The organism is Flavobacterium sp. (assembly GCF_044348915.1).
Classification (GTDB): domain Bacteria; phylum Bacteroidota; class Bacteroidia; order Flavobacteriales; family Flavobacteriaceae; genus Flavobacterium.
The window spans coordinates 23,740-36,781 of the sequence record NZ_JBIKRX010000023.1; the positions used below are offsets into that span (position 1 = coordinate 23,740).

Annotated in this window: 10 protein-coding genes; 4 read left to right on the forward strand and 6 right to left on the reverse strand. The window is 31.7% G+C overall.

All coding sequences use genetic code 11. The features are described 5' to 3' along the window. Nucleotides 1–133 precede the first annotated feature (133 nt). A complete protein-coding gene (locus ACIQ1E_RS06195) occupies nt 134–3,706 on the forward strand; it encodes a PAS domain S-box protein (protein WP_396169686.1) in 3,573 nt (1,190 codons plus the stop codon). A 417-nt stretch (nt 3,707–4,123) separates the two neighbouring features. On the opposite strand, the gene ACIQ1E_RS06200 is transcribed toward ACIQ1E_RS06195, so the two are convergent. Both ACIQ1E_RS06200 and ACIQ1E_RS06205 read right to left on the reverse strand, forming a co-directional pair. Next, nucleotides 4,124–4,558, reverse strand: coding sequence for a hypothetical protein (locus ACIQ1E_RS06200; RefSeq protein ID WP_396169688.1), 435 nt, complete (start codon nt 4,556–4,558; stop codon nt 4,124–4,126). Between the two features lie 256 nt (nt 4,559–4,814). Next, complete coding sequence (locus ACIQ1E_RS06205) at nt 4,815–5,576, reverse strand: response regulator (RefSeq protein WP_396169690.1); 762 nt, start codon at nt 5,574–5,576, stop codon at nt 4,815–4,817. 352 nt (nt 5,577–5,928) lie between these two features. On the opposite strand from ACIQ1E_RS06205, the gene ACIQ1E_RS06210 reads away from it, so the two are divergent. Together ACIQ1E_RS06210 and ACIQ1E_RS06215 are read left to right on the forward strand one after the other, a co-directional pair. Then, nucleotides 5,929–6,711, forward strand: a complete 783-nt coding sequence (locus tag ACIQ1E_RS06210; protein WP_396169692.1) for a DUF3050 domain-containing protein — start codon at nt 5,929–5,931, stop codon at nt 6,709–6,711. A gap of 521 nt (nt 6,712–7,232) precedes the next feature. Next, nucleotides 7,233–8,315 carry a response regulator gene (locus ACIQ1E_RS06215; protein ID WP_396169694.1) on the forward strand — a complete coding sequence of 361 codons (1,083 nt, stop codon included), beginning with the start codon at nt 7,233–7,235 and terminating at the stop codon, nt 8,313–8,315. Nucleotides 8,316–8,416: 101 nt separating this feature from the next. Here the strand turns inward: ACIQ1E_RS06215 and ACIQ1E_RS06220 are convergent, their stop codons facing one another. The 4 genes from ACIQ1E_RS06220 to ACIQ1E_RS06235 form a co-directional block, all read right to left on the reverse strand. Then, nucleotides 8,417–9,481 carry a hypothetical protein gene (locus ACIQ1E_RS06220; protein ID WP_396169695.1) on the reverse strand — a complete coding sequence of 355 codons (1,065 nt, stop codon included), beginning with the start codon at nt 9,479–9,481 and terminating at the stop codon, nt 8,417–8,419. 38 nt (nt 9,482–9,519) lie between these two features. Further along, nucleotides 9,520–10,227 (reverse strand): hypothetical protein, encoded by a 708-nt coding sequence (locus ACIQ1E_RS06225; protein ID WP_396169697.1) that lies wholly within the window; start codon nt 10,225–10,227, stop codon nt 9,520–9,522. Then, complete coding sequence (locus tag ACIQ1E_RS06230) at nt 10,214–10,774, reverse strand: RNA polymerase sigma factor (RefSeq protein ID WP_396169699.1); 561 nt, start codon at nt 10,772–10,774, stop codon at nt 10,214–10,216. The genes ACIQ1E_RS06225 and ACIQ1E_RS06230 overlap by 14 nt, the downstream gene beginning before the upstream one ends. Nucleotides 10,775–10,981: 207 nt before the next feature. Further along, complete coding sequence (locus tag ACIQ1E_RS06235) at nt 10,982–11,959, reverse strand: polyprenyl synthetase family protein (protein WP_396169701.1); 978 nt, start codon at nt 11,957–11,959, stop codon at nt 10,982–10,984. Between the two features lie 312 nt (nt 11,960–12,271). On the opposite strand from ACIQ1E_RS06235, the gene ACIQ1E_RS06240 reads away from it, so the two are divergent. Then, nucleotides 12,272–13,042: hypothetical protein (locus ACIQ1E_RS06240; protein WP_396169703.1), on the forward strand; the 771-nt coding region annotated here is incomplete at its 3' end.

Consider the following 13,042-nt stretch of genomic DNA (forward strand, 5'->3'; position numbering starts at 1 on the left):
GATCTTGTAGGCTTTTAGTAAGGGAAATTAAACATTACAATAATAAATTAAATATTATTTTTGCAGCCTTGAATTCCCGTAATTAGAACATTTTTTTCGGTAGATTCGTAATGCTTTAAAAATAAATCAATATATGTGTAAATCATGTGACTTAATAGATTTTGAGAATGAATTAAAAGATACTTTATTGTTCGTTTCTGAAATATGTGAAGTGCCTTATGCATTTATCACATATCTTGATTCTAATAATCAAATAATTCAAATAAAAACGGGATTTGATTCTTTGACTATACCAGAAGATGTTTTACTTCACAATCAAAACATCATTTCAAGAAATGAAATTGTTAAGATTTCTAACAATAAGAGTGAATCAGAGCATAAGACGAAAAATGAGCGCAGTTCCGAAGTAGAATACATTTTTTTTACTGGATTCCCCATTATTAATAATAATCTGAAGGCCATTGGATCAATTTGTATCTTAGACTCGAATCCTAAAGAACTTTCAGTTGCAGATGCTAGAATTTTGGAATATGCTTCCAAACAAATCAGTTGCAAATTAGAAGCATTTCAACAAAATACTATTTTACTAAATAAAGTAATCGAGAAGGAGGAGCGTTTTGAATTGTTAATTGATAATTCAAAAGAAATGTATTTTGAACTTGATTGTGCGGGGATAATAACCTATGCGTCAAATAATTGGACTAATTATCTTGGATATGCAGTTAATGAAGTTATAGGTAAAAGTATTAGTTTTTTTTTACATCCGGAAGATAGAGAAAGCCTCACTTCTTTTTTAAATAGTATAAGTAACGGAGAGCAAAAGGAGGAGGTTATAATTTATAGGATTTTACATAAAGAGGGACATTTTAACTGGCATACCACAAGTATAAAAAGTATCGATAGAAACGGTAAACTTATTTATGTTGGGAATTGTAGAGATATCACAAATGAAATTGTCAGGGATAAAAAAAACTTGCAAAATAGAGAGTTTTATGAAAAAATACTTGATCAAATTCCGACAGATGTAGCCGTATTTGATCAAGATCACCGGTATCTCTATTTAAATCAAGCCGCAATTAAAAATGATGAACTCCGAAAATTCATCATAGGTAAAGATGATTTTCAATATGCTGAGTATACGGGAAGAGATTATTCCGCAGCAAAACAAAGGCGTGAAAAATTCTTGCAGGCTATGGAGTCGAAAAATTTAACTCAATGGGAAGACAAAATCAGCAGTCCATTTACAGGCTTGACTTCTTTTTATAACCGAAAATTGAATCCAGTTTTCAATAGCAATGGCACTTTTGAGATGATGATTGGATTTGGAGTTGATATTACCGAAAGTAAAAAAACACAAGAAGAAATTCTTAAGAGCAAGCAATTGCTTAGTAGTATTCTGGAAAATATTGCAGTAGGCATATTGATACAAGGGCCTCAATCTGAAATTTTAGAGAACAACAAGGCCGCTTGTGAAATGCTAGGTCTTACCGAAGATCAATTAATTGGCAAGACGTCTTTTGACAAGCTATGGAAAGTAATTCATTTAGATGGATCCGATTTTCAGCCTGAAGACCATCCTGTTCCTAAGGCTATTAAATTATTGAAACCGGTAAAAAATGTTATCATGGGTGTAAATCGCCCAGTTTCTATGGATATGGTTTGGCTTTTAGTCGACGCCATTCCTGTATTTGATGAGATAGGAACATTGCTACATGTTGTGTGCTCATTTAATGATATTTCAGAACTTAAAGATATTGAAGACGAATTAAAAATAAGTAATGAACGTTTTTCATACTCAAGCGAAGCTACATCTGATGCCATTTGGGATTGGAATATTTTGAACGATGATATTTTTGTGGGAGCAAGTTATGCCAATCTTTTTGGGCACCAATTTAAGGACAGTATAGTGAAGTCTCAAGCATGTGAAGCTTTTGTTCATCCAGAGGATAGGGAAGACTATTTTATTAAAATGGATATTGCATTAGAGGATACTACCAATAACAAGTGGTCGGACGAGTATAGGTATTTAAAAGCGGATGGTAGTTATGCATATGTGAATGATAAAGCAATTATAATCAGAAATGACATTGGTAAGCCAATTCGAATGATTGGAGCAATGCAAGATGTTACTATTAAGAAAAAATTAGAAGAAGAATTGAGGGAAAGTGAAGAGAAGTTCAAGGAAGCTTTTGAATATTCGCCGGTGGGAATGGCCTTAGTAGATGAACAAGGGTTTTATTTAGGGGTCAACGATAAGCTATGCGAAATACTTGGTTATTCGAATCAAGAAATGAAATCGTTAACATTTCAAGAAATCACTTATTTTAAAGACCTAGACTTAGACTTAGAATATAAAAAAAGTTTAGATTCAGGTAAAATTTCCAATTTCAGTTCCGAAAAAAGATTTATAAAAAAAGACAATTCTATTATCTGGACACATATTTCTGTTTCCTTGGTGAAAAAAAATAGAAATGAAACCTATTATATTGTTCAGATTATTGACATCACTGAACGGAAAAAAATCGAAAATCAAAATAAATTTTTGATCGAAGAAAATAATAAAAATAGGACTTTTCAACTTAATGAGGCTAAAAATATGTACCGCTTTTTAGCTGAAAACTCTGTCGATTTGATATGTTTACACGATTTAGAGGCTTCTTTTCAATATATTTCTCCTTCTGCAATAAACATTTTGGGATATACCCCAGAAGAAATGGTTGGAAAATCTCCCATGGATTATGCACACCCTGAAGATTTAGAATACCTCCACGAAAGTTTTACAAGGTTTATGGATGGACAAGTAAACGACGCCACGATTGCGAGGTTTTTGAATAAGAATGGAAAATACGTATGGCTCGAAACAAAGGCAAACATTACAAGAGATAAAGAATTAAAGACAGGTTTTCAGTCTAGTAGTCGTGATATAACAACTAGAAAAGAAGAAGAAGACATTATAGAGAAGACCTTGGCGAAAGAAAGGGAGCTAAATGAATTACGGTCGAATTTAGTATCTACTATTTCTCACGAATTTAGAACCCCAATGACTACTATTCGAACTAGCGCAGAGTTAATAGCTATGTACATTGAGGGGCAAACGTTTGATAATGTGCTTCGTTTAGACAAACAATTGAATACTATTACAGGAGAAATTGATAGAATAATAGAGCTTATGAATTCTGTGTTAACTATTTCAAAAAACGATGCAGGTAAAACTAATTTTCACCCGGTTACTTTCGATTTAAAACTATTAAGTCTTGATGTGCTTGAAACTAGTTTTGAAAATCAAATTGATGGAAGGACGGTGCAAACCTATTTTGAGGGTGATAATTTCATTGTTTTTGCAGATAAAAGTTTAATGGAATACTCGATTTTTAATGTATTGAATAACGCTTTCAAGTATTCCAAAGGTTCTGGGGATGTTGTGTTAAAACTTTCGGCTACACCGTCAAAAGTAAAATTACAAATTATTGATCAAGGGATTGGTATTCCTACAGACGATCAACATAAATTATTCAACACATTTTTTAGAGCGAGTAATACCAATGGAATTCAGGGAACTGGCTTAGGTCTTTATATCGTAAAAACCTTTACTGAAAAAAATTCAGGAAATATACATTTAGAAAGCCAGTTAGGAATAGGAACAAAAGTAACCTTAGAATTTCCTTTACAAAAAACATCAGTAACTGATGAGGCTATTAATTACTGACGACGAATTGAAATTAAAACAAATAGTTATTGAATTATTTGGACTTTCTGAATTAGAAGAGATAGAAGCTCAAGATGGATTATAAGACATAGAAAAATAAGCCATCAGATGTTACCATATGTGATTATGCCAAACTAGATGGATTTGCTTTTATAGAGCAACTAAGGAACACTAATTTAGCCACCATACAGGTGTTATTTTTATCTACAAAACCTACATTATCAGATAAACAGAACAGTGGTCTTAGTTGGCGGTGTCTATATTAAAAAACTCATTGTTTTTGATGAATTGAAAAATACAGATATAATATGTTTATTCAAAAAGTAAAAGCTTAAAAAGAAACAAACCGTGTACTTGTAGTTTCTTCCTATTTTAAATTATAATCTTAATTCGATTAAAGTTAAATCAAGAAAGTAATTATATTTTTTGCAAATAACCACTTTTAAAAAGCCCGACAAGATGAAGGGCATAGTATATATCTTTTTTGTGTATTTTTAATTTTCTATAATGTAGGTCGTTTGTGTTAACATATAAAACATATGTATAACGCTTAATTGAAATCAAAACTACAGCTGAGACTATGGTTGTTAAAACTAATAAAAGATTGTTAGGAACACTTATTGTAAAATAATCTTTAACAAAACAATAAGCAGCAATAATACAAAATAGTAAGGCGATGTTTGCTGAAAAATCTCTCTTTTTTAAACATCTTAAGTTTGAAATGGTGTTCACATCAAACACGATTTTTTCGTGATCAATTTTAAAAATTATTTGTGAACTATCTAGCGTATATAATGCTGTTTCCTGCCCTGCTATTTCTAGGATTTCTTCACTTTTACAAATTAGACTCATAAAATTCTACATTAATACATTCACACTCTTGCATAAAGCAGCCTATTATCTATCAAAATACTATTTCCCCCGAAACAACCATTTAATAAGCTGCAATATGACAAGATAAAATAAACATCTTTAGTCAAAAGTATGGGGTCAAGTTGAAGAAAAGAAAAAAACAATTAATCTCTTAAAAAAAAATACTTATAAGTTAATTTATTTGCTCAAAACGATGTTCTTTTGTGCTTATGACTATCCATAGTTTTGGTGTAAATTAATTTTCCAAAGATTTTATATAATCGCGAGTAGTAAGACCTATATAAGATTTAAAACTTGACGAAAAATAAGAAAATGAATTGAACCCAGTTTCATCTACTAAAAACTGAATATTCCTTTCTCCTGCATCAATAAGTCTAACCGCATATTCTAATTTGAACTCTCTTATGTATTGGGTAATGCTTTTTTTTGCGTATTTTCTAATTTTTTTATCCAAAGTCGATTTACTGATATAAAGATGGGTTGACAACTCCTCAATGCTTATTTTTGATTTTAAATTATTTAAAATATACTCATTAACACTAACTAAAAAATCTTTGTCAGATAATTTGATGGTTACTTTAGAAAAAGGATCCGGTTTAAATTTTTTTTCAATGTATTGTGCTAAAGCTAATAAATTCTTTATTTTAAAAATCAGTTCCATTGATTTGAAAGGCTTAACTATATACTCAGTCACACCATTTTCCAGCTGTCTATACTTTACCTCTTCATCGATATTTGCAGTAATCATCACAAAAGGAATAGCGTTGAATTTTTTCTTTTTTCTAATGTTTATAAACAACTCTTCGCCATTCATAAACGGCATCATCATATCACTAATTACAATGCTGGGTGTATGATTTTGCAAATAATCAAGTGCTTCTATGCCATTCATAGCCCAATGAACATAAAAATCACTCAATTGTAAAATCTCAGAAATCGAACTTCCCAAGGCTAAATCATCTTCAATTAATAGTATTTCACTTTTTTTAAATCTCATGCGGCGAATTTAGTTTTTCATATTTTAAGGTATGAGTTTTATTTTTTAAATTATAGGTAACTACTTTTAAATCTAATTTCTAATATTCTAGGTTTGCAGTCTACTTAGGTAAATTTATCATAATTATTGATTGGTTTTTAGATTGCGTTTGTTTTTTTTACAATTTTTTATGTTCAGAGCCTTAGCTTTTGATATGGCTTGAGTAATGACTTTGAGGTTTTTAGTAAACTTTGTAGTAAATCTGTACGTTAATACTAGAAGTTTATCGAGATTAGATATACGTTAAAGAACTGTATTCAAAAGATTTAAATTTTAGTTCACATTAAATTTTGTAAATAATATAAAAAGACCGATGACTGATCAAATTGAAAAATTAAAAAGGACAATTGAACCTTTGAGGCAAGAGATTATTAATCATAAAGTATATTCCGCAATTAAAGACATAAACGACTTGAAAGTATTTATGCAATACCACGTATACGCTGTATGGGATTTTATGTCATTGTTAAAAACCCTGCAGAACAACTTAACCTGCACGTCAGTGCCTTGGTTTCCGAAAGGCTCTGCAGATACAAGATTTCTCATTAACGAGATTGTTGCCGGTGAAGAATCGGACCTAGACTTAAATGGTGTCAGGAAAAGCCATTTTGAAATGTATTTAGATGCGATGAAGCAATGTGGAGCAGATACCGCTAAAATTGAAAGGTTTACAGATGTATTAAAAAAAACGAGCGACTTTAAATCTGCTCATTTTACCTCAGAAACTGCAAAAGAAGCGAGAGATTTTGTTGACTTTACATTCAAAGTAATTCAGACGGGTAAGGATTATTTGCAATCAGCTATTTTTACTTTTGGACGCGAAGATCTCATCCCTAGCATGTTTATTTCAATAATAAATGAAATGCAAGAAAATTTTCCTGAAGATATTTCCATTTTTAAATATTATATCGAAAGACACATTGAAGTGGATGGCGATCACCACAGCCACCTCGCTCTACAGATGACAGCTAATCTCTGTAGTGATAACGAGCAATTTTGGAAAGAAGCAGAGGAGGCTGTTATACAATCACTAAAACAAAGAATAGAATTGTGGAACGGAGTTTACAGACAGTTGAAAGTAAGACCAACACCGTAAACACCGAAGGTGTATAATGTGTATCAATAATTTGTCAGTTCTTGAACTGATCATACAGCCACTGCAAAAGAGGGACTTTTTACATTATTAGTAAATTATAACAAAGGCACTATACATCTTGATTTAGATTTGTTGTCAAGTAATTGATGTGCAGTGTTTAAATTAAAAATATGTCTGACGAAATTCTAATGGGAAGCATAAAAATAAATAAAAAAATAGTCGTTGGGGCATTCGGTAGCGGAAAAGTTACTTATTTGAACATGTATACTCTACTGCCTATATATAATGTTATTAATCAACTTTTTGTATAATAACGACGAACTAATTGATTTGCAAAGTAAAAATATTTCCTCACTGATTAACAATAAAATTTAACAAAAAAGAAATCAAATACTAGTAAAAGCTACTTTTAAGGCGCAACTGTGGGATTAACTTTTTATCGAAGATAAGACCTTCATACTTTCAAATCAGCAATTAAAAGCATAAAATATTATTTGAAACATTAACACTATATTTTCCTTATGAACAAAAAAAAGATTCTTTTAGTAGATGATGAATTGAGCTTGATTGACACATTGGCAGAAATTCTTAGTTTAAATGGTTATATAGTAAAAAATGCTGCTAATGGGCTTGAAGCTTTAAAAGTATTAGACTATTGGACCCCAGACTTAATTATTAGTGACATAATGATGCCAATAATGGATGGCAATTCATTATACGAAATTGTCAAAGATTCCAATATGCTTAGCCAAATTCCCTTTGTTTTCTTGACGGCAAAAAATGATGAAGAGGTAAGGGAAAAATGTATCTTAGATGGGGTCGATCACTTTGTATCCAAACCTTTTAAAACTGCCACTTTAATTAAGATAATAGAGGCAAAAATTGAAAGATTTGAAAAGGTGAAAAATGCGTACAATACCGTAAATTCAAGTAATAATCGCTATTTTCTTCATGAAATAAATACTCCGCTTCATGGAATTTTGGGTGCTATTAATCTCTTAATTAAACATACTTATAGTTTTAAACATAATGAAATTGAACTATTTTACAATGCTATTAAAACATCAGCCGAACGATTAAATAGAACATTGAAAAATTCCATCCTTTATAGCAATTTGAAAAATAATGAATTAATTTTCTTAGACGATTCGTCTTCTGAAATTTCACAAGAGTTTTCGCAGGTCTATCATAAAATATCTAATTCAGATTTAGATGAAGCTAAAAGAATCGATTTTAATGTGGAAAAATCAAATCTTAAAATCAGGGAAGAATTTTTACAGTTCATTCTATTTGAATTAATAGATAATGCATTGAAATTTTCGGCAATTAATAAAAAAGTTATCGTTTGTGGTAAAAAGTACAGCACAGAATATTATATAGTAACAATACAAGATTGGGGACTAGGGTTTACTGAAAAAGAAATTAAAGAGATTAATGTTAATAAACAATTTAATCGAGATAAGAGAGAACAGCAAGGGCTGGGCTTGGGGCTTTTTATCAGCAAAACTTTTATAAAAAAGATTAAAGGCGTTTTTAGTATTGTCTCGCAAAAAGATGTAGGTACAACCATCACAATGTATATACCAATATGTTCTCCTAAATAAATTTGTAAACCTATAGATAACTAACTAATATTAAAAATGAGACTATCATAAAAATATTTTTATGATAGTCTCATTTTTGATAGTAATTCTTAAAAAAATTATTAATTGAAATCGAATCGAATGCCCAACGAAATGTTGTTTTGGTCTATTGTATTATTTTCGAATAATGGGTTTAAATCGTATTTCAAATACAAGCTTGTTTCCTTGTAACCAAGGTACGTACTCACGCCATAGATAAAATCATTGGCATTAAAGTCCCCTTTTGTTTTTATTCTTACCTTATCGTCGTCGACGCTATAGAATAATTTTTGCTTTGATTTTATACGAAAACCACCATAGCCGCCAATTCCGAATCGCACGCCTTTATGAGTATTGAAATGGCTTGAACCTTGGTTTGATTTGTTTTTGGAGAAATCAAATTCTAAATGCAGAGGAGCGAATAAATACACGTTTTTGAAACGTGAATCTGCTAATTCATATGGGAAAACTTCTAAATTGGTTTGGTTATTCGAAGCAGGAACGAAATACCTGTTATCGGTGGGGCAAAGGTTATTGTACATTACTGAAAAACCATATTTCAAATGCAATAAGTTATCATATTTGAATATTCTTGTATTATTGGTAAAGCCCCATTCGAAGAAATGAGATTGCCAGTAATAGAAATCCGAGTTTGCAACTGCTTTATCGGTTACTAGATTATTCGCTCCAAAAGCCAAGACGAACTGTGAAGTGGTTCTTTTTTCGTGTCTTTTAAAATTGTCTTTTGATAATTTTGCTGGAATAACTATGGTGTAAGTTTGAGTGGAATCGGTTACTTTTATTTTTCCTTCCACTTTTTGTTGCACAAGATTGTTCAGTTTTTCCTGCTCTACAGCAACTCGAACTTCAATGTTTTTGGCTCTTTTTTCAGCTAGATTTTGTTTTTCTTTGTCTGCTTCGTCCTTGGTGATTTGACCTTTTTCTAGTTTTACATCTACCGCTTCTACTTCAAGTTTTAAGGCCGATTTTTCTTCTTTTGTAATGTTTTCAATTTTCGTTGCGATTGATTTCACTTGCGATTCAAAGGTTTTTTGCCCCTGTTCTCCTTTGTGTTTTGTGTCTTGGGCTTGTGTATTACAAGCAAAAAGCAAAATAAAAGCGGTTAGGTAAAAGATAATTTTTGTCATAATGTTAAGATTTTAATTGTTCGATTTTTGATTGATGATTATTGATTGTTTCTGTTGGCCAAAGCTTCTTTGGCTTCTTTGTATTTTTTGGTTATAGTATTCAATGCTTTTTCTCTGAAAGAAACTTGCAATTCTCCGTCAACTTGATTTAGTAGAGCGGTTGAATTTATTTTTATTGCAGCCTTTTTCGCTTCTGTATTAGGCTTATCAACTGAAGCCAATAATGAATCTATGTTTGTTGAAATAGCACTTTTATTTATAACAATTGCTTCATTTTGGTAGTTCGGTTTTGATTCTACAACAACTTCTTTTGGAGTATTGACAACTTGATTCTCAATGCTATTTTTCTTAATTTTTGTTGTTTGGACCAAAGGTTTAGAAGCTGCTTTTATGCTGGTTTTAGGAAAACTCAATTCCTTTGTTTGTGGCTTTGTTTCAGATTTCAAAGTGTCTTTTGGACTAGTGTTATCAATTACAATATTATTTTTTGGATTTTCAATCAAGCTTTCTTTCTGGCTAAAAAATAGATTTCCAACAAATAAAAATCCCAAAATACCTGCCGCAACATATAGCCAAGTAAACTTACGGTTGGAGTTTTGTTGAGTTGATTCGTCTAAATAGCTATCGGGTTTCGATTCAGCTACAGACAACATCGCATCCAATCGATCCCAAGCGGCTTCCGAAGGGTTTATTTCTCGATTCTCGAGTTTTTCTTTGAATTGATTTTCAAGTTTATTCAGTTCCATTTTCGTAATTTTTTAACTTGTTAATCTGGGTTTGCAACATTTTTCGCGCCTGCGATAATTGCGATTTTGAAGTTCCTTCGTTAATCCCCAACATACTTGCAATTTCGTGATGTTTGTATCCTTCGATAGCAAAAAGGTTAAAAACCATTTTATAGCCCTCAGGTAAACTGTCTATCAAAAATTGGATATCTTCTAGTGAAAGTTGACTTTCTATGTTGTTGAAACTTTCTTCTGAATAACTTTCGTCTTCAATAAAATTTACTTTTTTCTGAACTCGGATATAAGAGATGCATTCGTTTACCATTATACGTCTGATCCAACCCTCGAAACTGCCTTTGTTTTCAAAGTTTTTGATATTGGTAAATACTTTCATAAAAGCGGTTATCATAACATCTTCGGCCTGGTGAATGTCTTTGATGTACTGCCTGCAAACCCCTAACATTTTGGCAGAAAATTGCGTATAAATCTTTCGTTGTGCTTGCCGATTGTTGTCGACCGCCAATTGAATGATTTCAATTTCTTTTTGATGTAAAGCAATTACAGTCATTTCTTAATTGTAGAATTTACTTCGCCTAGTGTAATTTTGATTTTAATGACCTATTAGGTTTTCTAACAACAGCCTTATATTTGAATAGACGACAATTAGGTATAAAAGGTTGCATCACCCTTTTGGTTTTTTTTAATAAAAAAAATAAAATAGCTTTAAGTTGCAGTAAATGAAGTAGATAATGTTTTAAATTAATTTTAAAAAAAATTATTTTTTTCTTTCAATAACGTAATTTACCATCAATATTAAAGCGTCTTTGTACTCTGATTGTGGGTAGTTATCTAAAAGTTGTAGTGCCTCTTGCTGGAATTGTGCCATTTTTTGTTCGGCATACAGTAGTCCATTGTTGTTTTTTACGAAAGCAATCACCTCTTTCACTCTTTTTTTGTCCTTGTTGTGGTTCTTGATGGAATTGATAAGCCAAGTCTTTTCTTTGGAAGTGCAATTGTTTAGAACGTGAATAAGGGGTAAAGTCATTTTTTGCTCTTTGATGTCAATTCCAGTAGGTTTACCAATGGCGTCATCCGTGTAATCGAACAAGTCGTCTTTTATTTGAAATGCCATTCCGATGAGTGTGCCAAAATTCCGCATATTTTCTACCTGAACTTCATCTTCAATAACCGATTTGGCACCTAAAGCGCAACAGGCGGCAATCAGCGTAGCTGTTTTTTTCCGAATGATTTCGTAGTAAACCTCTTCGGTTATGTCAAGTCGTCGGGCTTTTTCGATCTGCAGTAGTTCGCCTTCACTCATTTCTCTAACGGCGACAGAAATGATTCTCAATAAATCGAAATCACCATAATCTATAGATAATAACAACCCTTTTGAAAGCAAGTAATCTCCAACAAGCACGGCGATTTTATTTTTCCAAAGCGCATTAATCGAGAAAAAACCTCGTCGGCGATTGCTGTCGTCAACGACATCATCGTGCACTAAAGTAGCGGTGTGAATCAATTCGATTACAGATGCTCCACGATAAGTACGTTCGTTTACGATTCCCTCAGAAACCATTTTGGCTGTCAAAAAAACAAACATCGGTCGCATTTGTTTTCCTTTTCGATTGACAATATAATAGGTGATTCTGTTGAGCAAAGCCACGTTTGAAGACATCGATTCGTGGAACTTTTTTTCGAAAAGTTCCATTTCTTTAATAATAGGCTGCTTTATTTGAGAAGTGATGTTCATTTAGGTCTCAAATATACTATTTTCGGTTAAAACAACGTTATGTATTATGTGTAAATGAAAATGATTGTTTAAATTTTTGGTTTGCTGCCTATCGATTTTGAATTTGCATCTTTTTTTAATCTTCAACACTTTTACGTCTTTAAGAATATAATTCTTATCTTAAGAGATTAAAATGTATCAAAAAATGTGTAGTTCATCGATTTCAGCAGGATATTTTGTTTAAGCTTATTTTATTTACATAAATTTATTATCCCAAATTAAACCTTTTATTAATTTCTCTATCAAAGAGTTAAACCTTACAATTTTATTATTATGAAAACAAAAATTTTATTATTTATTACATTGCTTTCCATTACATTTTTTATTGGATGCAACAATGAGCCAGTTAACGAGGCTGCACCTGTGAACACAATTTCAGCCGATGAAGCTATTGTAAACGCTGATTTCGACGCTAGTGTTGATGATGTTGCAATTATTGCTGAGGATCAGTTTGATTCTCAAAAAAGTGTAGGCTTCAAGACAAGTGTGCCGTTTAAAAGTATTTTGCCTCCGTGCGCCACAATTACCTCTGTTTTGACCAATGACGCTTATACTCGTACTATTGATTTTGGCACTCAAGGTTGCACGTTGCCAAACGGTAATATAGTAAAAGGTAAAATTATTGTTAGTTTTTCTAAAAATTTTACGACTCCTATAAAAACAATTTCTTATAAATTAGAAGGGTTTTATCACAACAGCAAATTAATTGAAGGAGGTACGACGATAACGCACGAACTGAAAACCACAGATATATTAAATATTGTTCATCCGGTAGCAACACATTCTATTGAAGTCAAAATCACTTCTGCTGACGGTAAAATATACACTAGAAAAGGAACACGAGTTAGAGAAATGGTGGAAGGATTTACAACTATTGCCGATTGGGAAGACAATGTTTTCAATCTATGGGGCTACGATATAACAACATTCCCAAATGGTTCTAAATATACTCGTACGGTACAAAAAACGAATCCACTTGTAGTTAAAATGAGTTGCAAAATGCCGTTCCCAGTGTCAGGTGTGGTTGAAATTTTGAAAAATGAC